A 23,788-nucleotide genomic window follows, 5' to 3' on the forward strand; every position below is an offset into this window, starting at 1 on the left:
TTCGCCCGTGTCTCGTGTCGGGGTCAAAGGACCCCCGCGCGAGCGGGGGCCCTACACGAATCAGCTGTTGGGACGCTTGCCGTGGTTTGCGTTGTTCTTACGGCGAGCGCGCCGCTTGCGACCAGTCTTGCCCATTAGTTACTCCTTGCGGTTGGTGTTAGCAACGCTACATTGTGGCACAGTTAGCATCATGCTTGATGCAGATGACCTCACTGACGCTCAATGGCTGGATGCATTCGTGGCGCAGTGGCATGTCCTGGCAGATCTCAGCTTCTCCGACCTCGTCCTCTGGCGACCGCAGACGCCGGAGGGGGAGTGCTTCATCTGCACGAACCAGATCAGGCCGGTGACGGGTCCGACGGCCATCGAGCATGACATCCTGGGGGAACAGGTCGGTTGCGAGGAACCGGACCATCCGGTCGTTGTCGCGTGGCTGACTCAGGAAATCTCCGAGACCAGTGACAACGCACTGAGCGCAGGCATCCCCGTTGATGTCTGGGCGATCCCCGTGTTCCGCAACGACCGAGTGATAGCCATCCTGGAGCGCCACACCAATCAGATGGGGGTGCGGGTACCGGGACCTTTGGAGGAGCAGTCCCTCGATATCGCGGATATCCTCACCCAGATGCTGCTGCGCGGCGAGTTTCCACTGTTGCAACCGGCGGACAAAGCCTTGGCCCCCAAAGTAGCCGACGGCATGCTGCGGGTTCTGCCTGATGGCACCATCAGCTACGCGAGCCCTAATGCAGTCACGGGTTTCCGCAGGCTCGGCGCTGTTGGCGACATTGAGGGGGAGATTTTTCGGGACCTCACTCGACGTTTGCGTGAGGGTGTCGAAGGAATCGGCCAGACGTTGGGAAACGAAATGGATGGCACTTTGAGTTTGGAGTTCGAGGTGAGCGCCAACGACGCGTTCATGCGTTTCCTGCTCATCCCGTTGTGGTTTGAACGTTGCTCAGCCGGAATGCTGGTGCTGTGTCGAGACACCACAGACCTGCGCAGACGCGACCAAATGCTTGTCACCAAGGATGCGACCATCAGGGAGATCCACCACAGAGTCAAGAACAACCTGCAAACTGTGGCAGCCTTGCTACGCATGCAGTCCCGCAGGCTCTCCTCGCCGGAGGGCAAGGAAGCACTCCGCGACGCGATGCGCCGGGTAAGTTCCATTGCGGTCGTGCATGAGACGCTAAGCCAGGCCTTGACTGAGGATGTCTCCTTCGACGATATCTGCGACAAGATCCTCGACATGGTGGGCGACCTGGCGGCTGCATCCGGCACGGTCCGTGCCCGCAGGCGAGGCAGCTTCGGGGTCATACCAGCCGGGGTGGCCACCAGCCTGTCGATGGTGTTGACAGAACTGTGCCAGAACGCCATAGAGCACAGCCTGGGGAGTTCTTCGGGAGAGGTGCTGGTGCTCCCGGAGCGTACGACTGAACTGCTGCGTTTCACGGTCGCCGACAACGGTACGGGGCTTGCTGAAGGCTTCCGGTTGGGGGCGCAGACAAACCTCGGCCTGTCGATAATCCAGACTCTGGTGCAGGACCTGTCCGGAACATTCGCTCTGCGCAACCGTGAGGACTGCACGGGGACGGAAGCGATTGTGGAATTGCCCTTGGCCGCGTTGCGGGTCAAGGGCAAAGGTAAGGGGTAGATCAGGGCGTTTGGCTAGCTTTTCAACCGGCTCCGCGCGTTGCGTCGCTTGATGGCTCGCCGCTCGTCCTCACTCATGCCCCCCCAGACCCCATGGTCCTGGCCCGCGCTCAGCGCCCACGACAGGCACTGATCCATCACTTCGCAGCGATGACAGATCTTCTTGGCTTCCTCGACCTGTGCGAGTGCAGGGCCAGTGTTTCCCACGGGAAAGAAGAGCTCTGGATCCTCCGTCAGGCAAGCAGCCCTATGACGCCAATCCATGTAGGTTGCACTTCCTTTCGCATCAGTGTAGGAGATCGTTCAACAGCTCGAACCATTGAAATGTACTCGGTCAGACCCCAAACGACAAGGGTTTGGTTTAACCAACTGTCTCGGCCCTTGCCTCATGAACGAACGTGCGCCATGCTGTGCTCATGTGGAATGTGGTTCGTGACAGACTTGCTCCGCTCAGTTTCGGGCTGTCCCTCAGCCTGACGGGTCTTAGCTCCGTCGCCGTGATAGCAGCCGGGATCGCCTCGCTGGTCTCGCGCACTGAGCAGCTCGGGTTCAGCACCGGCATAACGTTGTTGATCTACGGCGTGCTGATGTTTGGCGTGGTCGTGCTGTCATTCCTTCGCTTCCAGTGGGCTTGGGGGATGCTGGTAGCGGCCAATTTGCTCAATGCCTTCGCTGTGGGGTCATTCCTGTCTACCGCAGATCCAGGGCAGTTTTGGCTCGCTCTGACATCGTTAGTCTTCATTGCAGTGGCTGGGATCGCGGCTATCCTGCCCAGCACTCGGCTCGCCATGCACCGCTGAGCCTGGCGATCACTCCGCCTAATATCTCCGGGCGGCAGGCCGAACAGGGCCCGGATCGCTTGAAGAGTTTGCTGGCGCCGCTTTCGCGGATAGCAAAGTGGTTGTGGCGTGACGAGAGCGGTTCTGGACCCGGGTGCACACCGGGTCCAGACTTTCCGTTTCTGTTCGTACCTCGGCAAGCCTTGCCAGAGAAGAGCCGGCCGCGGGTCGCCCGGAGCTAGTCGTCCTCGTCGTCGAGCCGCGCCAGCCAGGAAGCCAACCGCTCGATGGGCGTCTCGAACTCGGGATTCAGGTCGACGAAGATGCCCAGCTGCTCAGCTAACCACTCGAACGAAACCTCCTCTTCGCCCCGCCGAGCGACGAGTTCCTCCAAACCGCGATCCGTGAAGTACAACTCACACCTCCAACGCGCGTCGCAGCAGGTCAGCTTCCTCCTGCTGGTGACGCATCATCGAGCCCACCGAGGGGGCCGAGGACCACGTCCGAGTCACCGGAACCAGTTCCTGCCGGAATCCGGGGTTATGGGCCCGAATCGCCTTCGCCAGGTGCAGCGCCATGAACGGCCAGGCCCCCTGATTCTCCGGCTCGTCCTGGACGAAGCGCACGTCGGAAACGTGTGCGTAGCGGGCCAGGATCTGTGCCAACTCTGCGGCCGGAAGTGGGTAGAGCCGTTCCAAGGAGATGATGGCGACCCTGCCGTCGAGCCCAAGCTTGCTGCGGCGAGCGACGAGTTCCCAACGCACCTTGCCCGAGCACAGCAACACCTTGGTCACCTGCTGCGGATCAAGGACCGTCGGGTCGTCAATGGCGGGATGCCACCTGCCGGAGGTGAACTCGTCCGGCATCGAAGTGGCCAGCTTGTTGCGCAGCATCGACTTCGGCGTCGCGATGATGAGCGGACGGTGGAAGTTAACGTAGGCATGGTTTCGCAGCAGATGGAAATGGCTGGCAGGCGTTGACGGCTGGCAGACGCCGAGCGCGTCCTCGGCACACAGCTGGAGCCAGCGCTCGATCCTGGCCGAGCTATGATCGGGGCCTTGCCCCTCGTAGCCATGGGGGAGCAGCAGGACGACGCCGGATTTCTGCGTCCACTTCGCATCACCGGAAGAGATGAACTCGTCTGCGATGGTCTGCGCGCCGTTGGCGAAATCTCCGAACTGGGCCTCCCACATGACAAGCGCGTCAGGTCGGGCGACCGAGTAGCCGTATTCGAAACCCATCACCGCGTACTCGCTCAGGAGCGAATCGTAGATCTCGAACGGCGCCTGATCGTCCGTGAGGTGCTTCATCGGGACGTAGGCCTCGTTCGTTTGCCGGTCAACGACGGCTGCGAAACGCTGCGAGAACGTGCCCCGACGCGAATCCTGGCCGGACATCCGCACCGGACGGCCTTCCATGAGCAGCGAACCGATCGCCATCATCTCGGCCGTGGCCCAGTCGATGGGGCCCTCCATGATGGCTTTGGCCCGTCGCTCCATCTGCGGAAGCACCTTCGGGTGAACCTGGAATCCTTCGGGGAAGACACGATGAGCCTCAGAGATTCGACGGACCTCGTCTGGGGTGATCTCGGTGAGCCGCTGGTCGGGCTTTGCCGGGTAGTAGGGCACCTTGCGGTAGTCATCGTCGATACCGTTCGCGTCCTGGCGCATCTCTCTGAAGACACCTTCAAGCCGCTCGCGGAACCGGTTCATCACGGCTTCGGCATCCGCCATGGAGATGTCACCGCGGCCGACGAGGGACTCGGTGTACAGGCGGCGTGTGGAACGCTTCTGCTCGATGAGGTCGTACATCTTGGGCTGCGTGAAGCTCGGATCGTCACCTTCGTTGTGTCCCCGTCGGCGGTAGCAGACAAGGTCGATCACAACATCCTTGTTGAAGGCCTGGCGATAGTCGAACGCGATCCGGGCGGCACGGATGCAGGCGTCGGGGTCGTCGCCGTTGACGTGCAGCACTGGCGCGGCAATGGCCTTGGCCACGTCGGTGCAGTAGGTGGAGGTGCGAGACTCCACCGGTGAGGTGGTGAACCCTACCTGGTTGTTGACCACCACGTGGATGGTGCCGCCCACTTTGTACGCCCGAAGTTGGCTCATCTGCAGTGTCTCGAAGACCACACCCTGACCGGAGAACGAGGCGTCGCCGTGCAGCAGAATTGGCAGCACGGGGTAGTCGTCGCCGCCCAGCATGTCCTGCTTGGCTCGCGCGATTCCCATCAGAACCGGGTTCACCGCCTCTAGGTGCGACGGGTTGGCGGCCACCGAGGCCTTGATGGTTCGGCCGTTGGGGGCGACGAAGGTACCCTCGTTGCCCAGGTGGTACTTCACGTCGCCAGTACCAGCGGTCTCTGCGGAGCCCTCGAACTCCTTGAAAATCTGGCCGTACTTCTTACCGACGATGTTGGCGAGCACGTTGAGGCGGCCACGGTGAGGCATCCCGATGCAGACCTCATCGAGGGAGTCGTTTGCGGCGCGCTGAGCGATTTCGTCGAGCAGCACGATTGCGGACTCGCCACCTTCCAGGGAGAATCGTTTCTGCCCGACGAACTTAGTCTGTAGGAAGGTCTCGAAGATCTCGGCCTCGTTCAGTTTGTCGAGGGCGTGCATGTGCTCCTCGTGGGTCAGCGGAGTGAACGGCATCTCCATGCGCTGCTGGAACCACTCGCGCTGCTTCGGGTCCGCGATGTGCATGTATTCCACAGCCAACGTGCGGCAGTACGAACTCTGCAGGATGCTCAGGATCTCCCGGAGGGAGAGGTACTGTCGGGGCTGGCCGGCAAAGGTGCCGACCGCGAACTCGCGATCGAGGTCCCAGATCGTGAGCCCGTGTTCCTCCAACTGGAGGTAGTCGTTGCGGCGGGCACGGTATTCGAGCGGGTCGATGTCGGCGACCAGGTGTCCGAAGGAGCGGTAGGCGTTGATCAACTCCAGCACGCGGGCCTGCTTGCCCACCTGGTTGTCCCGATGAGCTGACACATCCGCCGCCCACCGAAGGGGCTCGTAGGGGATGCGCAGCGCTTCGAAGATCTCGTCGTAGAAGCCGTTTGCGCCGAGGAGCAACTCGTGCATGACCTTCAGGAATTCGCCGGACTCAGCGCCCTGAATCACGCGGTGATCGTACGTGGAGGTGAGGGTGGTCACCTTGGAAACACCCAGCTCGAGCAAGCGAGAGCTGGAGACTCCCTGGAATTCAGCCGGATAGTCGATGTTGCCCACGCCGAGAATCAGGCCGGCGCCATTCATCAGCCGCGGCACGGAGTGGTTCGTCCCGATGCCGCCAGGGTTGGTGATCGTGGCGGTCGTGCGGGCGAAGTCGTCGACGGTCAGTTCATTGTTCCGGGCCTTCCTCACCACGGCCTCGTACGCCGACCAGAACTGGGCGAAGTCAAGGTTCTCGCAGCCCTTGACGTTGGGCACCAGCAACTGGCGGGTTCCGTCGCTCTTCTTAATGTCGATCGCGATGCCGAGGTTGATCGAAGGGTTCTCGACGAGGTTGGGCTTGCCGTCAACCACGTCGTAGGCGTTGTTCATGCTGGGCACGGCCTTGAGCGCCTGGATCATGGCGTAGGCGATGATGTGCGTGAACGAAACTTTGCCGCCCTTGGAGGTGCGCAGGAAGTTGTTGATGCTGGTGCGCTGATCAATGACCAACTTCATCGGCACCGAGCGCACCGACGTCGCGGTCGGCATGGACAGCGAGGCATCCATGTTCTTCGCCGTCCGCATGGGGGCACCACGGAGCACCGTGTACCTTGGTTCCTTCACGGCGATCTGTGGACGCAGCGCAGGACTGGGTGCGTTGGCGGACAGGCCACCGCCGAATCCGGGTTGGGCCGGGGTCTCGGACGTGCGCTGAACCTGCTCAGTGGTTGGTGCGTTTGCGCTGGGCGGGGCCGGATGATCGGCCTTGTCGGGGGTTCTCGTGGTTGGATGCGCGGCTGCGGGCGGCGTTTGCGGCGCCGGGCGAGGGGCCGCCGAAGCCGGTTGCTTCTGGGGGTTCTGTGCCTGCTGCGCGCTTCGCTCCTTTGCGAAGAACGCCTGCCAAGAGGCATCGACGGACTGTGGGTCGCGCTCGTAGGCTTCCCGCATTTCGTCAATCAGCCAGGCATTAGCTCCAAATTCGTCGCTGAAATCAACTGTAGACATACCTGCGTGTGGCTAAGCCACATCCCTCTCATGTGTGGTTTCCCGCAGACACCTGCGGCTGCATGAAACAGCTTAGCCAAAACTCTTGTCTGCTGTCGCGGCAGTTTTGACTGTTAGCCAGCCCGAGTACGCGGTGAGCACGATCAACAACAGGTTACGAGCGGCCAGGACGGCGATGTCCGCGCCGGAGCCCTGCGGCAGCGCCATGATGCCGAAGGCCCCCCAGGGGTAGGTGTACTGGGTCAACGCGCCCACCACGACGAGGGCCGCGCCGAGCACTACCAAGTGTCTCCTGAGCCAGGGGCAGCGTACGTGGGCCAACAGCACGGCCACCGGGCCGCCCAACCAGAGCACGTACTGGGGCGAGAGAGTCTTGTTGGCGATGACCGTGAACAGCACCAAGGTGCATACGGCAAGCAGAACCACCGTCGGCCCGGACCGGCGCTTGATCAGCAGCACACTCAGCCCAACAGCTGCCAGCAAAGACAGCAGGGTCAGCGCCGTCGAAACCGTGAGCATCACCCCCACACCAGGGCCAGCGATCTCCAAGGCGTTGTACTCCGACAGCCAGATATGCCACTCGCCGGGCGCGAAATAGGTGCGGGCCAGCATCAGCGGCGTGGCAGGCACTGACTCGATCTGCAACCCTCGCTCGCTCTGCCATGCCAGCGGCTTCAGGTTGCGCTCCAAGCCCGCGACGGCGAGAGCGGCCAGCCCGAGCACGCCGCCCGCGGTGAGGAACCCGGTGAGGCGTCGACGTCCGACTCCGCGACGTGGATCGGGTGCTAGAAGAGGCGCGATGAGGATTGCGGGCCAGAGTTTGATGGCCGCACCCGCAGCGACGAAAGCTCCCGAGAGCGCGGGTCGTGCGACCAGCCACAGGCAGGCCCAGGCCACCAGCGCGGCCGGCAGCAAATCGAAGCGGAACCAGACGATAGCCCCGTTCGCCGCGGTGAACATGATCCAGAACAGAGCGCCCGTGAAGTTCTGCCTACGGTAAAGACTCGCCGCCACTGCGGCATCGAGCAGGAGAAGCAGAGCGGAGAAGAAAGGCTGCCAGTCGGTGCTGAGCAACGCCCCGAGGTAGTTGCCCACGTGGTAGCAGGCGTTGAGGATCCACACGGCGGGCACCGGATACTCGACCATCACCTCGGCCTGTCCCTGGTTCAGGTGCCACAGGTGGTAGTTGTAGTAGGACATGTCGTTCGCGACGAAATTGGCTTCGGGGCGCAACCACATCAGGTAGGTGATCGCCCTGGTGACCAGGAACAGCAAAGCCAAAGTCAGCGGCGGCAGTATCTCCATCCGGTTCAGCCGCATCGACGCTCCTGCTCTTTAGATGTTCACGGCGCCCCCGCGAGGATTCGAACCTCGGCTCCCGCCTCCGGAGGGCGGTGCTCTATCCCCTGAGCTACGGGGGCCTGACCGCGTCCTGTGCGACACGAGCCTTGCAAAGCCTAGCAAACAATTCGGCAAACGTGCAGTGGGCTAGGTTTGGGGCATGCGAAACCTGCTGATCGTTGCGGCTGCTTTGCTTGCCGCATGCGTTTCGAGGCCGGAACCCGACCCGGCGGTCCTTCGGGAATCGGCGCCACCGTGGGATGCCCCGCGCGATGCCATCTCCTACCTCGACCTGGCGGGAATGGAGCATCGCCCGATCGGGGAGGACACCGACCCTTGGGTGTTGAAGCTACAGGTTGAACGCAACGGGCAACGCGTAGCCATACCGGCGATGATCGGCGTTGACCGGCTGAGGGCCGTGCAGGCGGTCCTGCACACTCACGACGCCGGCGGCGACATCTGGTTGGAGGGGCCGGGCAACGACGGGGCAACGCTGGGACAGTTCTTCCAGCTCTGGGGCGTGCGTTTCGACTCGCGGTGCCTGGGGGACGTTTGCGAAGGCGTCAGCGTTTTCGCGGATGGCGAACGAGTATCGGATCCCGTCAACTTGGTGCTGCGTGGTCATCAGGCGGTCGAGGTGCGAGCCGGCTCGTGATTCTCTGGCACTCTTGTAGCCACTATGACGCACATGCACATCGCCGGCGCCCTGCACGCTGACTATTCGGGGATCAAGCCGCAGTGGCTGAGGACGCCCGAGGAGCTCAACACGCTCGATGAGAAACTTTGGCCGGTGGGGGCCGTTCGTGACGCCTCGGGTGAGCTGGTCATCGGCGGAGCACCGGTTTCCCAGTTGGTTGCCCAGCATGGGACTCCCGCCTACTTCATTGACGAGAGAGACTTCCGTGCCCGGGCCGTTGCTTTCCGTGAGGCGTTCGCGGGCTGGCGTATCTACTACGCGGGCAAATCTCTGCTGACCAGGGCGATCGCCCGTTGGGTCATGGAAGAAGGGCTCTACCTGGACGTCACCACCCTTGGTGAGATGCGCGTCGCGTTGGCTGGCGGGATGCCTGCAGGGCGACTGGGTTTCCACGGAAACAACAAGTCCATGGAGGAGATTCGCTACGCGCTGGAGGTCGGCGTCGGTCGGTTCATCATCGATTCCTTCCAGGAGATCGAGCGGATCGAACGGGCCTGCGCGGAACTGGGCACCACCGCGCAAGCCATGATTCGGGTCACTACCGGAGTCGAGGCACATACCCACGAGTACATCGCGACTGCTCATGAGGACCAGAAGTTTGGTCTCAGCATCCTGGGTGGGCAGGCACTGGCCGGATTGGTGCGCTGTCAGCACTCGCCCTACATCGAACTCGACGGCATCCATAGCCACATTGGCTCGCAGATTTTCGAGACCCTGGGCTTTGAGGTGGCCATCCGTCGCACGATGAAGCTGGCCCATCAGTTCAAGACGGCCACCGGCCAGGAGCTGAGGGCACTCGATCTCGGCGGAGGGTTCGGTATTGCGTACACCCAGGCGGACGCTCCAAAGCCGGTGGAGGAGCTGAGCGCCGCTTTCACCGAGATGGTGGCCCACGAATGCCGCGCGCTGGGATTGGCGAGGCCGGAGCTGTCCATAGAGCCGGGGCGCGCGATCTGCGGGCCTGCCGGGGTGGCGCTGTACACCGTCGGGACCATCAAGCCGGTGGAACTGGACGGAGGCAAGGTGCGGACCTATGTTTCCGTCGACGGTGGGATGAGTGACAACATTCGGCCTGCGCTCTACGCCGCGGAGTATTCCGCCGTGCTGGCGAACCGGAGCTCCACTGCGGAGCCGCTGCTCAGTCGGGTGGTGGGCAAGCATTGTGAGGGCGGGGACATCCTGATCCGCGACGTGTTCCTGCCCGGCGACATCGCGGTCGGGGACATCATCGCCGTGCCCGGTGCGGGCGCGTACGCGCGATCGATGGCCAGCAACTACAACCAGGTTCCCCGACCACCGGTCGTTGCGGTGCGCGACGGCGAAACTCGAGTACTGTTGCGACGCGAAACCCTTGACGATCTCATGCTGCTGGACGTAGGTGAATGAAATGGAAGCTCTGAAGGTTGGCTTGCTGGGCGCGGGCATCGTCGGCACCCAGGTGGCCCGGATCGTGCTTGAGGAGGCGGAGGACCTGGAGGCCCGCATCGGGCGCCCGCTGGAGTTGGTGGGCATCGGGGTGCGAGACCTCGACAAGGAGCGTCCTGGCATCGATCCAGCGCTGCTGACCACGGATCTTGAACGGGTGGTGGACGGCTGCGACGTGCTGATCGAGGTAATGGGCGGATTGGAACCCGCTTCCCGACTGATCCGGCGAGCTCTCGATCGCGGCGCCTCCGTCGTGACAGCCAACAAGGCACTGCTTGCTGAGGAGCTTGCTGAACTGTCTGCGCTGGCGGAGGCGAAGCGTGCCGACCTGTACTACGAGGCGGCGGTAGCTGGCGCCATCCCCATCATCCGACCGCTACGGGAATCCCTGGTGGGCGACGAGGTCACCACGGTCATGGGCATCGTGAATGGCACCACTAACTACATCCTCGACAAGATGGTCACCGCTGGGCTCAGCTTCGACGATGCCCTGCGGCAGGCGCAGGAGCTTGGCTACGCGGAGGCTGATCCGACGGCTGATGTGGAGGGCCATGATGCGGCGGCGAAGGCCGCACTGCTTGCCGGGCTGGCCTTTCACACGAACGTGAAGGGTAGCGAGGTTTACTGCGAGGGCATCTCCGGGATCACCGCGCAGGACATAGAAGCGGCAAAGTCCATGAACTGCACCGTGAAGCTGCTGGCCGTCGCCAAGGGAACCGAGGATGCGGTCACGGTGAAGGTGCACCCGGCGATGGTTCCGCTCACTCACCCCTTGGCCTCCGTCTCCGGTGCCTACAATGCGGTTTTCGTGAACACCCGTGAGGCGGGAGAGCTCATGTTCCTCGGCCCGGGCGCGGGTGGTGCACCGACTGCGTCTGCGGTGATGGGCGACGTGGTGACAGTGGCCAGGCACATCGTGCGCGGAGGCACCGCGCCGTCGTCGTCCAGTTACCGCGATCGCAAGATCTCTCCTATCGGCGAGTCCCGCACCCGCTACTTCATCTCCTTCGCGGTGGAGGACCGCCCAGGTGTGCTCGCCAAGTGCGCGGCGCTGTTTGCGCAGCACAACGTCTCGGTGCAGACCGTGCAGCAGTCCTACCTGGAGGGCCTTGAGCGGAGCGATGGTTTCTCGGCGCGTCTCGGGTTCATGACTCACGAGGCGGTGGAGGATGATCTCGCGGCGGTTGTCGCGGATCTGCGCTCCGCTGACTTCGTCGGCGACGAGGTGCGCTTCATGCGCATCGAAGGGTCGCGATGAGGGTATTCGTGCCCGCCACCACGGCGAATGTTGGCTCGGGATTCGACTGCGTCGGAATCGCTCTCGGCTGGTATGACGAACTCCACCTCGAGGTCGGAGGCACCGGCGTGCGAGTCGAGGTGACCGGCGAGGGAGCGGAGCAGGTGCCGCTCGACGAGAGACACTTGGTGATCGCTTCGATCCGACGTGGGCTGGAGGAGTGGGGCGATGGACGGCTGCCCGGTTTGCGGCTTCGCAGTCACAACACGATTCCGCATTCGCGCGGTCTGGGCAGTTCGGCGGCGGCCATCGTCGCGGGTCTGGCATTTGCGTGGGGCATCGCTCGCGGCCCAAGGCTCGACCTTGCGGAGCTGGCGAGGTTGTCCAGTGCGCTTGAGGGCCATGCAGACAACGCGGCGGCCGCCGTGTACGGCGGCGCGACCCTCGGGTGGGTGCAGGACGGGACGGTGCTGATCGACCGGATACCCGTGGCGGACGAACTCACGGCGCGGGTTTGGGTGCCGGAGACCGAAGTTCCGACGAAGGGCGCGCGAGCCACCCTGCCTGAGGTGGTGCCCCGAGCGGACGCGGTGCGCCAGGCGGCCTGTGCCGCGCGGCTGATGGTAGCTCTTGCCAACCCGGAACGACTCCTGGCAGCCACGGAGGATCAGCTGCACCAGCGATACCGGCGTCACTTGATGGCGGAGAGCTTTGATTTGATGACCCGGCTGCGCGAGGTTGGAGTGCCTGCAACGATATCGGGGGCCGGGCCCACCACCATCGCAATCGGCACCGAGCAGCAGCTGGCGCCCGCCAACTCTGTCTCCGCGGGGGGCTTCCGGGAAGTGCGTCTTTCCTTCGGCTGCGGGGTCAGGCTCGACTGACTGCGCTTGTTCGGCGGCGGTGGGCGGTGCTAGCATGCTTGGAGGCCCGCAGGAAGTGCACAGAGCCACCGCGCTTGGACCGCGCACCCGGGCATCAACTCATCACTACCCGTGAGCGCCCGATAAGTGGGCGTGCGGAAGGAATAATTCGTGACCGAATCTTTGGCGTCGCTGAAGCTCACCGAACTCAAGAGCATCGCAACCGGAATGGGCATCAAGGGAGTTTCGGGTCTGCGCAAGGCAGAGCTTATCGCAGCGATCGAGGGCGACAGGCCCACAAAACCGCAGGCCAAGGCCGCGGAGAAACCCAGCGAAAAAACTGCGGCACAGGAAGAACTGCCGGGTCCCGCAAAGGTTGATGAAGGCGGTGACGACGCCAAGGAGCAGCGGCCTAAGGAGGGCCGGGGGCGTCGCCGTCGCCAGCGCGAGCGCGATCGAGCTTCGCAGGAGGAAACCAACGAAGAGGTGGGCGAATTGCTGGCCGCGGCGATGGGGGAGTCACCCAAACCTGCGGAGCCAGCGGCCGAGCCGGCGCCGATCAGCTTCGACGATGCTGACCTGGGCGGCGGTGGTTCGCGTCGCAGCCGCCGACGGCGCAATCGGGATCGACAGAACCGCAGAGGGCGTGTGGGCGCGATCGAGGCGGAACCACAGATCAGCGAAGGCGACGTGCTGGTGAACGTGAGTGGCATCGTCGACATCCTGGACAATTACGCCTTCGTCCGGACCACCGGCTATCTGCCGGGACCTCACGACGCCTACCTTTCGATGGGAACCGTGCGCAAGTACGGCCTGCGCCGCGGCGATGTGATCACTGGCGCTATCCGCACCCCACGTGAGGGGGAGCGCCGGGAGAAGTTCAATCCGCTGGTCCGGATCGATACTGTGAACGGGGACGATCCAGAGCGGGCCAAGAACCGGCCCGAGTTTGCCAAGCTCACGCCCCTGTATCCGCAGGAGCGGCTGCGAATGGAGACCGCGCCGAATGGCTTCACCGGGCGAATCATCGACCTGGTTGCGCCAATCGGTAAGGGGCAGCGCGGCTTGATCGTGTCGCCGCCGAAGGCAGGCAAGACCATGGTCATGCAGGCCATCTCCAACGCCATCACGGCCAACAACCCGGAGGTTCACCTGATGGTGATCCTCGTGGACGAGCGTCCCGAGGAGGTCACTGACTTCCAGCGAACCGTCTCGGGCGAGGTGATCGCCTCGACGTTCGACCGCCCCGCCGAAGATCACACCAGCATCTCGGAGTTGGCCATCGAGCGAGCAAAGCGTCTGGTGGAGTTGGGCCACGACGTCGTCGTCCTGCTCGACGGCATCACCCGCCTGGGCCGGGCCTACAACCTGGCCGCACCGGCGTCGGGGCGCATTCTCTCCGGCGGCGTCGACTCGGCTGCGCTCTATCCGCCCAAGAAGTTCTTTGGTGCCGCGCGAAACATTGAAAACGGCGGCTCGTTGACCATCCTCGCCACGGCACTCATCGAGACCGGATCAAAGATGGATGAAGTGATCTTCGAGGAGTTCAAGGGCACCGGCAACATGGAGCTCAGGCTGCGTCGGGAGCTGGCAGATAAGCGCATCTTCCCGGCCATCGACGTCGATGCCTCCGGCACGCGTAGGGAGGACCTGCTCCTGGGTCGGGACGAGTTGACCATCATCTGGAAGCTGCGCCGTGCGCTGTCGGGGCTGGACGACTCCGGCGCGCTGGAGACACTGCTCAGCCGGATGCGCAAGACCCAGAATAACCACGAGTTCTTGGTGTCGGTGCTCAAAACCACCCCGGCCGCCGAGGGCTGATTGTCGGGAACCAGGTTTGGACATACCCGGTCGCCTTGGCATAATGAGAGGCCGTGCCGGTTCACGCGCCGAATGCGACCCGGGCGAAACACATCGTTGAGGAGAATTGATGAAGCAGGGCATCCACCCCGAGTATCAGGACGTCACCGTCACCTGCACGTGCGGTAACACCTTCAGCACCAAGAGCACCTTCACCAAGGGCTCGATGAGCGCCGACGTTTGCGCCGAGTGCCATCCGTTCTACACCGGCAAGCAGAAGATCCTGGACACCGGTGGCCGCGTCGCCCGCTTCGAGCGTCGCTACGCCAAGAAGAGCTGAGGCGTCAGTCGTGGGAAACGCTGGGGTAAGCCCCAGCGTTTTTCCGTCTAAAGTGATGTTGGCGGCAGGCGTGTAGAGGGAGTCATCGTGTTTGAGAACGCAGCGCCTTTGGTGGAGGAATTCCACCAGTTGGAAAGTCAGCTGGCCGACCCGACTGTGCTGGCCGACCTGGTGAAGTCTCGCAAGGTTGGGCGGCGGTACGCCCAGCTACGCCCGATCGTCGAGGGAATCGCCGAGTACGAACGACTTTTGGCGGATCGGGAAGCAGCAGCCGAGCTGGCGGCTGAGGACCGATCCTTCGCAGGCGAGTTGGCAGCGCTCGACGATGAACTCCAGGCGGCGGCGGACAAACTGACCCGGCTCCTCGCTCCGCGGGATCCCAACGACGATGCGGACGCGATCCTTGAGATCAAATCGGGCGAGGGCGGTGAGGAGTCGGCGCTGTTCGCCGGTGATTTGTTCAAGATGTACTCCCGCTACGCGGAATCCATCGGTTGGAAAGTCGAAGTGCTGGACTCCCAAGCCACCGACTTGGGTGGTTACAAGTCGATCACGCTCGCAGTGAAGGGCTCGGGGGCCGAGTTTTCTCCCTATGGCCGACTGAAGTTCGAAGGAGGCGTGCACCGGGTGCAACGAGTGCCCGTCACGGAGACCCAGGGCAGGATCCATACGTCGGCGGCCGGCGTCCTAGTGTCGCCGGACGTGGAGGCCGATGAGATCGAGATCAACCCGGACGATCTGCGCATTGACGTGTTTCGTAGCTCGGGCCCGGGCGGCCAGGGCGTCAACACCACCGACTCGGCCGTGCGGATCACCCACCTGCCGAGCGGGGTGGTGGTCAGCTGCCAGAACGAGCGCTCCCAGATCCAGAACCGGGAGTCGGCGATGCGGATGCTGCGCGCCAGGCTGACCGCGATTGCGGAGGAGCAGGCCGCGGCGGAGGCGGCGGAGAGCAGGAAATCCCAGGTCCGCACCGTCGACCGCTCTGAGCGGATCCGCACCTACAACTTCCCGGAGAACCGCATCACGGACCACCGGATAGGTTTCAAGGCCCACAACCTGGATGCTGTGCTCGACGGTTCGCTCACTGCCGTCCTGGACGCGCTGGCCGAGCAGGATCTGGCCGAGCGGCTGGCTGGCGTCGGACAGTGACTCGGCCGACGGACCTGACCCACGAGCTCGCCGATTCGTTGAGCGGTTTTTCGCTCAGCCCGGGGGCCGAGGCTCGGACGTTGATCGCGCACGCGGCAGGATGTGATTTGATCGAGCTGTTCACGCGATGGGAACTCTCTGACGACGTGGTTGCCCGGGCCCGCCACTTCGTGGCGCGCCGGCTGTCCGGTGAGCCGGTGCAGCACATCACCGGGCAGGCGCACTTCCGGTTCGAGACCGTCGAGGTTGGGCCAGGGGTGTTCATCCCGCGTCCGGAGACGGAGCTCCTTGCTGGTTGGGCCATCGACTTTCTCTCCCGTCGGGCCGCTGACAGCAGGGTCTGCGTGGAGCTTTGCGCCGGCAGCGGGGCCATCACCCGCTCGGTTGTCAAGGAGTTGGGGGGCGTCGTAGCCCATGCCAATGAGTTGAGCGATTCAGCGGCCCGCTACCTGCGACGCAACCTGGCCGGGCTGGGCGTTTCGATCCACGTGGGCGACCTTTCGGAGGCCTTTGCGCAGCTGGCGGGGACGGTGGACCTGGTGGTGGTCAACCCGCCCTACGTCCCAGAGACGAGGGCAGGGCGACTGCATTCGGATGTCGCGCGGGACCCGCAGCAGGCGGTGTTTGGCGGAGTGGACGGGCTGACGACGATCCGTCGGGTGGTTCAGGCGGCCGGGCGACTGCTTAAACAGGGGGGTGCGCTCGCCTGCGAACACGATGACTCTCACCAGAGCGAGGTCTTGGAGCTGGTCCGTTCCTCAGGCTTCGTCGAGGTGCAGGGGCATCAGGACCTTCCCGGCGCGGATCGGTTCGTAACTGCGCTTCGGGGCGTTGACTGATTGGTGGCATGATGGAGCCTGTGACCGAGATTCAGGAGTTGACGCCGCACAGCATTGACCTGGCGGTTGCTGCCGTGCGCGATGGTGGCGTCGTCGTGCTCCCTACGGACACGGTTTACGGCGTCGGGGCGAACCCCTTCTCCGCAGCTGCGGTGAGCAACCTGTTGGCCGCCAAGCGGCGCGGTCACGACATGCCTCCGCCGGTGTTGCTCGCGGAACCTTCGATGATGCGAGCGTTGACGGCTGAGGTTCCGCAAGAAGCGAAGCTCCTCGCGGAAGCCTTCTGGCCGGGCCCGCTCACCTTGATCCTGGACGTGCAGGGCTCGGCCGGTCTGCGGCTAGGGGATACGCGAGGTACGGTTGCGTTGCGGGTCCCGGATCACGATGGGGCACGCGCCCTGCTTCGTGCGACGGGACCACTGGCAGTCAGTTCCGCAAACCTGACAGGGGAACCGCCGGCCACCGATTGCGAGACTGCACTCGACCAGTTGGGCGACGCGGTGAGTGTCTACCTGTCCGCAGGACCAACGCCGGGAAACGTGCCGTCTACAATCGTCGACTTTTCGGGCGGTCGGACAGGCGTGGTGCTGCGGGTGGGAGCGCTGAGCCTGGAGGAGTTGCGCGCCGTGGTGCCCGGCGTCGAAGTGCACGGGGTTACCGTGGACGTCGAGCCCGAATCGGCGGATGACGGAGTCGACGTCGAGCCGCCCGCGAGCCTCGCCGGAGTGGTGGAGGGGCACTCCGCAGACAATGCGTGAGTACCTGCTGGTCTTCCTGGTGGCGGTCTCGGTCACTTTTCTGTTCGCCAGCCTGTTCCGAAGGCTGGCGATCAAGCTGAAGATGTTTGCAGTGCCTCGGGTCCGGGACATGCATCAACTCCCTACTCCTTACTTAGGCGGGGTGGCGATGTTCTTCGGACTCGTGGTGGCGCTATTCTTCGCGGTGAAGATGCCGTTTCTGGGTAGACACCCGATTGTCGAGCACGACGCGTTCGGCGTGATGCTGGCCAGCCTAGTGATTTGCGCTCTGGGCGTGCTGGACGACAAATATGACCTGAACGCGTTCGTCAAGCTCAGCGGGCAGGTGCTGGCAGCGGGGATCGCGGTGATGCAGGGCGTTCGGGTGTTTTGGTTGCCGCTGCCGAACACCGTGATCCTGCTCGACGACCTGACCAGCATTCTGCTGACGCTGCTGTTCATCGTCGTGTGCACCAACGCCGTAAATTTCGTTGACGGGTTGGACGGGCTCGCCGCTGGGGTAGTTGCGATTGGGTCGCTTTCCTTCTTCTCCTACGCCTACATCCTCGCCTACGAACAGGAACTGGTCAGGGCCACCACCGCTTCGCTGCTCACAGTGGCGACGGCCGGTATCTGTGTGGGGTTCCTGCTGCACAATTGGCACCCTGCCCGCATGTTCATGGGGGATTCGGGGGCCATGCTGCTCGGGCTGCTGGTGGCCATGAGCACCATCTCTTTTACGGGCCAGTTGGACGCATCGCTCTTCAAGACGCAGGAGCAGGGACTGCTGCCCGCGCTGCTGCCGATCCTGGTGCCGTTCGCCGCGATGCTGCTGCCGCTCATCGACCTCGTGTTCGCCTACATTCGGCGCACCCTGAGCGGCAAGTTCTGGTTTGAGGCAGACCGCCTGCACCTGCACCATCGGCTGCTGGCGCGTGGGCACTCCACGCGCTCCGCGGTGCTGCTGATGTACTCCTGGACGCTCGTCCTCAGCGGCGGGATGGTCCTGGTCGGGTTGCTGCCTTCCAGGATCGTGTACGTCGCGTTGCTCGTCGTGATTGTGGGAATAGTGATCTGGACGCTCTACCCCCGGAGGAAGGCTATGGCATGAGCCGCTCGGTGGTGACCGCAGCCACGCTCAGGGCGCGGCAGATGATGCTCGGCGGGCTCATAGCCGGGCATGTCGTCGGAGCGATCGTTTCTCTTGGGGCGTACCTGTTCGGAGGAGCGGATGGCCTGCTCACCGCGCTGTTGGGTTTCGCCAGCGTCGTCGTTTTCTACTCGGTCGGGCAATGGTTGGAAGTCATCGCCACCGAACTGGAACCGATGCAGGGCCTCGGCCTGGTGCTGGTCAGCTACGCGGTGCGGGTGGTCGGCATCGCGGCCGCGCTGTGGGCGCTCCTGTCACTGGAGCAAGTTGCGCCACACGTGGTGGATGGCTGGTTGGTGGCCAGCGTCGTCGCCACCGTGCTGGCTTGGGTGACCGGGGTGGTCGTCGTCGCGAGCCGTCAGCGTGTGCCGATCTACGATGTCGAGTATCAAGCGCGAGGCGAAGGTGAATAGTAGACCCGTTTGCTGCTAGGCTGCTCACCGAAATGGGTATCGAACCTCCAGCGCAGAAGGCTCCACGGCAATCTCCAGACGGGCACGAGGACGGCATGGTCGCTCTCAGCTACGTGCTTGCAGGTCTGATGCTGTACGGATTCTTGGGCTGGGCGGGAGACGCCTACTTCGAGACTTCTTGGTTGCTGCCGGTTGGCCTCATCGTGGGTCTTGTGGCTAGCATCTACCTGATCTATAAACGCTACGGGAGTGTCAAGTGACGATTGGACTCGTTCCGCTCGAAGGAGCCGAATTCACACCACCGGGCACCAAGGACTTCATTTTCGGTGCGCTTTGGGAAGGCGCACCCGAATGGTTCAACAAACCGATGGCGCAGGCGATCATCTCGCTGCTGCTTGTCATCGCGTTCTGGCTCGTCGCCGCTCGTCGGTTGAAGGTGCAGCCCACGAAGGGGCAGTTCTTCTTCGAGCGCGTCTACGAGTTCGTTCGCAACGGCATCGCACGGGAGATCCTGCACGCCGACTACCGCAAGTTCCTTCCCTACCTGCTTGCCCTGTTCTCGCTGATCCTGGTCAACAACTGGTTTGGCGAGTTCTTCTACTTCATGTACCCGACGTTCTCGAACGTCGGCTTCACCTATGGACTCGCCATCGTGTCGTGGTGCGTGTACGTGGGCGCTGGTTTCGCGAAGTGGGGGTTCGGAGGTTTCCTGAAGAAGGCGCTGGTTCCTGAAGGCGTCCCTGCCTACCTGCTGCCGCTTGTTGTTCCGCTGGAGTTCCTGGCTACCTTCATCACTCGCCCAATCACGCTGGCCTTGCGTCTCTTCGCCAACCTCTTCGCGGGGCACCTCGTGGTGCTCGTGTTCGTGGTGGGCGGCGAGTTCCTGCTGCTGTACCAAGGCAACCTCTTCTACAACGTCTCCGGTGCAGTCAGCATTGTGTTCAGCCTGATCATTCTCCTGCTGGAGCTCTTCATCGGTGCCCTGCAGGCCTACATTTTCACCGTCCTAACCGCCCAGTACGTCTCTACCTCTATCGCTGAGGCGCACTAATCAAACCCCAAACTTCTTCTCCGAAAGTGAAGAACTCACCCGAAAGGTAAGTAAATGGAGCTCCTTGAGATCACCGGCAGCATCAACATGATCGGCTACGCGATCGCTACCATCGCCCCGGCTCTGGGCGTTGCCTGGATCTTCGCCTCTGTCATCAACGGAACCGCTCGCCAGCCCGAGGCTCGTGGCGCCATGATGAGCACCGCGTTCATCGGCTTCGCCGTGGTTGAGGCCCTCGCGATTATCGCCATCGCGCTCGCCTTCGTCCTCAAGTGAGCCACGCTATGGGTTCCACCCTGTGGGTTACGCTCGAGGGCTCGGTCCTGGGCCCGCTGGCGCCGCACCACATCACCGAGGTCATCGCGGGCGTTCTGCTCATCTTGATCCTCACCGTCATCTTGGCGAAGTTCGTCGTTCCTTCATTCGAGAAGATGTACGAAGAGCGTTCGTCGAAGATCGAAGGTGGCATGCAGCGTGCGGCCGCGGCCGAGGCGAAGGCCGAGGCGGCGCTGGCGCAGTACCAGGATCAGCTGGCGAACGCCCGGGAGGAAGCGGCAAAGATCCGGGAGGACGCCAAGAACCAGAGCGCCCAGATTCTCGCCGAGGCCAGAGACAAAGCGGCCAAGGAATCGGATCGCATCCTGGAGGCAGGCCGAACTCAGCTGTCTGCGGAGCGCGCTCAACTCGTCACGGAGTTGAAAGGCGAAATCGGCGGCATGGCGACTGCCCTGGCGGGCAAGATCGTTGGCGAGTCCCTCGACGATGACGCGCGCGCGCTGCGTACCGTGGATCGTTTCCTGGCCGACCTCGAGCAGGCAGGCGCCACCCGATGAGCGGCTTCGACGCGGCAACCGAGGTGTTTCAGCTGGTCGACGTACTCGACGGCCAGCCGATGCTGCGTCGCGCACTGTCCGACCCATCTGCCCAGCCAGAGCAGCGCCTCGGTCTGGCGCGTAAGCTGTTTGCTAGTCGTGTCGGCTCCGGTGCTCTGGCTGCGCTGGAGTCCGTCGTCGGGACTTCTTGGCGAAGCGCCGCCGAGCTCGTGCGCGGGCTTGAGCTAGATGGCGTCCGCCTGGCCCTGCGCTCGGCTAGCGAGGAAGGCACGCTCCACCTGGTGTCGGCAGAACTGCACACCATCGGTGAAGCGGTGGGCGGCTCCGCTGAGCTCACGACGACTCTGCGCAGCGCTTCTTACGACCTGGAGGCCAAGCGGGGCCTTATCGCCCGTCTGCTGGGCTCAGCGGTCCACCCGGTGACAGGCCTGCTCGCGGCTCGGGCCGTGAAGGGCCACAAGCGCACCTTCTCCAAGACAATCGCGGACTACCTCAACCTTGCCGCCGAGATTTCGCATCAGGTGGTAGCCAAGGTGACCGTCGCTCGGCCACTCGACGAGGGACGCCTGGCTAGGCTGCGCGACGCGCTGAGCGCTCGTGTGGGTAAGCCGGTCACCTTGCAGGTGAGCGTCGACCCCGAGGTTCTTGGCGGGGTAAGCGTTGCCATCGGCCACGATGTCTACGAATCAACTGTTGCTGGACGGCTCGAAGAAGTACGCCGACAGCTCATCCATTCCTAAAGCGAAAGTAGGACCTAATGGCTGAATTGACCATCAGCCCGGACGAGATCCGCAGTGCGCTGAACGACTTCGTTGCGGCGTACAAGCCGGAAGGAGCCAGCAAGAGCGAAGTTGGCCGTGTCATCACGTCGGGTGACGGCATTGCACGTGTGGAGGGCCTGCCGTCGGCGATGGCCAACGAACTGCTGCGCTTCGAGAACGGCACCCTGGGTATCGCACAGAACCTCGACGAGCGGGAGATCGGCGTCGTTGTTCTCGGCGACTCGGAGGGTATTGACGAGGGCTCGCTCGTGCATGGCACGGGAGATGTGCTGTCCGTTCCCGTCGGCGAGGGGTATCTCGGGCGCGTTGTCGACGCGATGGGCAACCCGATCGACGGCCTCGGAGACATCGCTGGTATCGAGGGTCGTCGTGCTCTCGAACTGCAGGCCGCCGGCGTCATGGATCGTCAGGAGGTGCGTGAGCCGCTGCAAACCGGCTTGAAGGCCATCGACGCCATGACCCCGATTGGCCGCGGCCAGCGCCAGCTCATCATCGGTGACCGCAAGACCGGTAAGACCGCGATCGCGATCGATGCGATCATCAACCAGAAGGCGAACTGGGAGTCTGGCGACCCGAAGAAGCAGGTGCGCTGCATCTACGTCGCGGTCGGGCAGAAGGGTTCCACCATCGCCGAGGTGAAGGGCACGCTTGAGCGCGCCGGGGCCATGGAGTACACCACCATCGTGCATGCACCGGCCTCCGATCCGGCAGGTTTCAAGTACATCGCGCCCTACGCAGGTTCGGCGATTGGCCAGCACTGGATGTACCAGGGCAAGCACGTTCTCATCGTTTTCGATGACTTGACCAAACAGGCCGAGGCCTACCGAGCAATGTCCCTCCTGCTGCGGCGTCCTCCCGGCCGTGAAGCCTACCCGGGCGACGTCTTCTACCTGCACTCTCGGCTGTTGGAGCGCTGCGCGAAGCTCTCGGACGAACTGGGCGGCGGGTCGATGACTGGTCTCCCGATCATCGAGACCAAAGCCAATGACGTTTCCGCCTACATCCCTACCAACGTGATCTCGATCACCGACGGGCAGATCTTCCTCCAATCTGATCTGTTCAACGCCAACCAACGTCCGGCAATCGATGTCGGCATCTCCGTTTCTCGTGTGGGTGGCGCGGCACAGGTCAAGGCGATGAAGAAGGTCTCCGGGTCGTTGAAGATCGGACTTGCTCAGTATCGGGACATGCAGGCGTTCGCCATGTTCGCCTCCGACCTCGATGAGGCCTCGCGGCGCCAGCTGGAGAGGGGCGCCCGCCTCACCGAGCTGCTGAAGCAGGGCCAGTATGCGCCGTACGCGGTGGAAGACCAGGTAGTTTCTGTGTGGCTGGGCAACGAGGGTCACCTCGATGATGTCCCGCTTGAGGAGATCCAACGCTTCGAAGCCGACTTCCTGGACTACCTGCGCCACAACGCCAACGTTTTGCAGACCGTTGGCGAGACCCACCTGTTCGAGGACGAGGAGCAGGCCGCGACGCTCAAGGCCCTGGCCGACTTCAAGCAGGTCTTCAAGACCAGCGAGGGTAGGTCCATTCTGGGCAACGAAGTTGTGGAAGCAATCGACGAATCCGAGATCGATCAGGAGAAGATCGTCCGCAAGAAGCGGGGTTAGCCAACTATGGGTAGCAGTCTCAGGGAACTGCGACAGAGACGCAAGTCCGTCACAGAGACCAAGAAGATTACGAGAGCGATGGAGCTGATCGCTTCCTCGCGCATCGTCAAGGCGCAGAATGCCCAACGTGCGGCACTGCCTTACACTGTGGAGCTGACCAAGGCTGTCTCGATGTTGGCCAGCGCCAACCGTGAGATCGATCACCCGCTGCTGCAGCCCGTGAACTACTCGAAGCGCTCCGCGTTGCTCGTGATTACGGGCGACCGGGGCCTCTCGGGCGCCTACTCGACCAACGCGATCAAGCTTGGCGAACAGGTGGAGGAGTACCTCAAGGAGTACGGTCAGGAGGTTGACCTCTACATCTCCGGCAAGAAAGGTGTTGCCTACCATGAGTTCCGCGGCAGGCAGATCAAGAAGAGTTGGACGGGTTTCTCCGAGCGCCCGACAGCCCGGGACGCTCGCGAGATTGCGCGGGATCTGCTGGAAGCGTTCCTGACGCCGACCGAAGAGGGCGGCGTCGACGAGATCCACGTCGTGACCACCCGCTTCCGCTCGATGATTTCGCAGAAGCCACACGCGAAGCGTTTGGTGCCGCTTGAGGTGGTGGATCAATCTCCGGATGAGTTCCCCGACGAGAGCGATAACCACTTCTACAAGTTCGAGCCGAATGCGAAGACGGTGCTGGACGCCCTGCTCCCGCTCTACATCACGAACCGTATCCAGATAGCGCTGCTGGACGCAGCCGCATCGGAGCTGGCCTCGCGCCAGCAGGCAATGAAGTCCGCCACGGACAACGCGCAGACGCTGATCGAGCAGCTGACGCGTGCGGCCAACCAGGCTCGTCAGGCGGAGATCACCCAGGAAATTACAGAAATCGTGGGCGGCGCGGCGGCGCTGTCCGAATCAGCCTGAAATCAATGAGG

25 protein-coding genes, 1 tRNA gene and 1 CRISPR repeat array (1 of these 27 running past the window's edge) are annotated in these 23,788 nt (G+C 63.3%); of the genes, 20 read left to right on the plus strand and 6 right to left on the minus strand.

Annotated features, from left to right (window positions below; genetic code table 11):
* Positions 1-55: a CRISPR direct-repeat array (repeat unit 22 nt; unit sequence CCCCCGCGCGAGCGGGGGCCCT) (it extends 97 nt beyond the left edge of the window).
* A 5-nt stretch (positions 56-60) separates the two neighbouring features.
* Positions 61-135 (minus strand): 50S ribosomal protein bL37, encoded by a 75-nt coding sequence (locus EII42_RS13800; protein WP_370318080.1) that lies wholly within the window; start codon positions 133-135, stop codon positions 61-63.
* Positions 136-190: 55 nt separating this feature from the next.
* On the opposite strand from EII42_RS13800, the gene EII42_RS01070 reads away from it, so the two are divergent.
* Positions 191-1,654: a sensor histidine kinase gene (locus EII42_RS01070; protein WP_125170248.1), complete on the plus strand. Its 1,464-nt coding sequence runs from the start codon at positions 191-193 to the stop codon at positions 1,652-1,654.
* Positions 1,655-1,668: 14 nt separating this feature from the next.
* Here EII42_RS01070 and EII42_RS01075 read toward each other — a convergent pair whose 3' ends face one another.
* Positions 1,669-1,917, minus strand: coding sequence for a WhiB family transcriptional regulator (locus EII42_RS01075; protein WP_125170249.1), 249 nt, complete (start codon positions 1,915-1,917; stop codon positions 1,669-1,671).
* Between the two features lie 152 nt (positions 1,918-2,069).
* Between EII42_RS01075 and EII42_RS01080 the strand changes: the two genes are divergently transcribed.
* Complete coding sequence (locus EII42_RS01080; protein ID WP_125170250.1) at positions 2,070-2,453, plus strand: hypothetical protein; 384 nt, start codon at positions 2,070-2,072, stop codon at positions 2,451-2,453.
* Between the two features lie 217 nt (positions 2,454-2,670).
* Here the strand turns inward: EII42_RS01080 and EII42_RS13235 are convergent, their stop codons facing one another.
* The 4 genes from EII42_RS13235 to EII42_RS01095 form a co-directional block, all read right to left on the minus strand.
* Positions 2,671-2,847 (minus strand): DUF6104 family protein, encoded by a 177-nt coding sequence (locus EII42_RS13235; RefSeq protein ID WP_199729757.1) that lies wholly within the window; start codon positions 2,845-2,847, stop codon positions 2,671-2,673.
* A 1-nt stretch (position 2,848) separates the two neighbouring features.
* Positions 2,849-6,592: a multifunctional oxoglutarate decarboxylase/oxoglutarate dehydrogenase thiamine pyrophosphate-binding subunit/dihydrolipoyllysine-residue succinyltransferase subunit gene (locus EII42_RS01085; RefSeq protein WP_125170251.1), complete on the minus strand. Its 3,744-nt coding sequence runs from the start codon at positions 6,590-6,592 to the stop codon at positions 2,849-2,851.
* 72 nt (positions 6,593-6,664) lie between these two features.
* Complete coding sequence (locus tag EII42_RS01090) at positions 6,665-7,912, minus strand: glycosyltransferase family 87 protein (protein WP_125170252.1); 1,248 nt, start codon at positions 7,910-7,912, stop codon at positions 6,665-6,667.
* 29 nt (positions 7,913-7,941) lie between these two features.
* Positions 7,942-8,013, minus strand: a tRNA-Arg gene (locus EII42_RS01095).
* 80 nt (positions 8,014-8,093) lie between these two features.
* Between EII42_RS01095 and EII42_RS01100 the strand changes: the two genes are divergently transcribed.
* From EII42_RS01100 to EII42_RS01185, 18 genes are all read left to right on the plus strand, one after another.
* The gene (locus EII42_RS01100) at positions 8,094-8,588 is read left to right on the plus strand and encodes a hypothetical protein (RefSeq protein WP_125170253.1); all 495 of its coding nucleotides are present in this window, start codon (positions 8,094-8,096) and stop codon (positions 8,586-8,588) included.
* 24 nt (positions 8,589-8,612) lie between these two features.
* Complete coding sequence (lysA, locus tag EII42_RS01105) at positions 8,613-10,016, plus strand: diaminopimelate decarboxylase (protein ID WP_125170254.1); 1,404 nt, start codon at positions 8,613-8,615, stop codon at positions 10,014-10,016.
* A 1-nt stretch (position 10,017) separates the two neighbouring features.
* A complete protein-coding gene (locus tag EII42_RS01110; protein WP_125170255.1) occupies positions 10,018-11,313 on the plus strand; it encodes a homoserine dehydrogenase in 1,296 nt (431 codons plus the stop codon).
* Positions 11,310-12,176, plus strand: a complete 867-nt coding sequence (gene thrB, locus EII42_RS01115; protein WP_125170256.1) for a homoserine kinase — start codon at positions 11,310-11,312, stop codon at positions 12,174-12,176. Before EII42_RS01110 ends, thrB begins: the two co-directional genes overlap by 4 nt.
* A gap of 150 nt (positions 12,177-12,326) precedes the next feature.
* Entirely contained in the window at positions 12,327-13,976 is a 1,650-nt protein-coding gene (gene rho / locus EII42_RS01120; RefSeq protein WP_125170257.1) for a transcription termination factor Rho, read from the plus strand.
* A gap of 109 nt (positions 13,977-14,085) precedes the next feature.
* Positions 14,086-14,295 (plus strand): 50S ribosomal protein L31, encoded by a 210-nt coding sequence (gene rpmE, locus EII42_RS01125; RefSeq protein ID WP_125170258.1) that lies wholly within the window; start codon positions 14,086-14,088, stop codon positions 14,293-14,295.
* 87 nt (positions 14,296-14,382) lie between these two features.
* On the plus strand, positions 14,383-15,447 hold the full coding sequence (gene prfA, locus EII42_RS01130) for a peptide chain release factor 1 (RefSeq protein ID WP_125170259.1): 1,065 nt from the start codon (positions 14,383-14,385) through the stop codon (positions 15,445-15,447).
* The gene (prmC, locus tag EII42_RS01135) at positions 15,444-16,286 is read left to right on the plus strand and encodes a peptide chain release factor N(5)-glutamine methyltransferase (protein ID WP_125170260.1); all 843 of its coding nucleotides are present in this window, start codon (positions 15,444-15,446) and stop codon (positions 16,284-16,286) included. The genes prfA and prmC overlap by 4 nt, the downstream gene beginning before the upstream one ends.
* An 8-nt stretch (positions 16,287-16,294) precedes the next feature.
* Positions 16,295-17,044, plus strand: coding sequence for an L-threonylcarbamoyladenylate synthase (locus EII42_RS01140; protein WP_233558215.1), 750 nt, complete (start codon positions 16,295-16,297; stop codon positions 17,042-17,044).
* Positions 17,037-18,134 (plus strand): MraY family glycosyltransferase, encoded by a 1,098-nt coding sequence (locus EII42_RS01145; RefSeq protein WP_125170261.1) that lies wholly within the window; start codon positions 17,037-17,039, stop codon positions 18,132-18,134. The genes EII42_RS01140 and EII42_RS01145 overlap by 8 nt, the downstream gene beginning before the upstream one ends.
* Positions 18,131-18,586, plus strand: coding sequence for a hypothetical protein (locus EII42_RS01150; RefSeq protein WP_125170262.1), 456 nt, complete (start codon positions 18,131-18,133; stop codon positions 18,584-18,586). Before EII42_RS01145 ends, EII42_RS01150 begins: the two co-directional genes overlap by 4 nt.
* Before the next feature lie 32 nt (positions 18,587-18,618).
* Positions 18,619-18,846, plus strand: a complete 228-nt coding sequence (locus tag EII42_RS01155) for an AtpZ/AtpI family protein (RefSeq protein WP_125170263.1) — start codon at positions 18,619-18,621, stop codon at positions 18,844-18,846.
* Positions 18,843-19,637 (plus strand): F0F1 ATP synthase subunit A, encoded by a 795-nt coding sequence (gene atpB, locus EII42_RS01160; RefSeq protein WP_125170264.1) that lies wholly within the window; start codon positions 18,843-18,845, stop codon positions 19,635-19,637. The genes EII42_RS01155 and atpB overlap by 4 nt, the downstream gene beginning before the upstream one ends.
* A 54-nt stretch (positions 19,638-19,691) precedes the next feature.
* Positions 19,692-19,913 (plus strand): ATP synthase F0 subunit C, encoded by a 222-nt coding sequence (gene atpE, locus EII42_RS01165; RefSeq protein WP_125170265.1) that lies wholly within the window; start codon positions 19,692-19,694, stop codon positions 19,911-19,913.
* 8 nt (positions 19,914-19,921) lie between these two features.
* On the plus strand, positions 19,922-20,470 hold the full coding sequence (locus EII42_RS01170) for a F0F1 ATP synthase subunit B (protein WP_125170266.1): 549 nt from the start codon (positions 19,922-19,924) through the stop codon (positions 20,468-20,470).
* Positions 20,467-21,210, plus strand: coding sequence for a F0F1 ATP synthase subunit delta (locus EII42_RS01175; protein ID WP_125170267.1), 744 nt, complete (start codon positions 20,467-20,469; stop codon positions 21,208-21,210). The genes EII42_RS01170 and EII42_RS01175 overlap by 4 nt, the downstream gene beginning before the upstream one ends.
* A 17-nt stretch (positions 21,211-21,227) precedes the next feature.
* Positions 21,228-22,865, plus strand: coding sequence for a F0F1 ATP synthase subunit alpha (atpA, locus tag EII42_RS01180; RefSeq protein WP_125170268.1), 1,638 nt, complete (start codon positions 21,228-21,230; stop codon positions 22,863-22,865).
* Between the two features lie 6 nt (positions 22,866-22,871).
* The gene (locus EII42_RS01185) at positions 22,872-23,777 is read left to right on the plus strand and encodes a F0F1 ATP synthase subunit gamma (protein WP_125170269.1); all 906 of its coding nucleotides are present in this window, start codon (positions 22,872-22,874) and stop codon (positions 23,775-23,777) included.
* The last annotated feature ends 11 nt before the right edge of the window (positions 23,778-23,788 follow it).

This window comes from Tessaracoccus sp. OH4464_COT-324, from assembly GCF_003932855.1.
In the GTDB taxonomy this organism is placed as follows: domain Bacteria; phylum Actinomycetota; class Actinomycetes; order Propionibacteriales; family Propionibacteriaceae; genus Arachnia.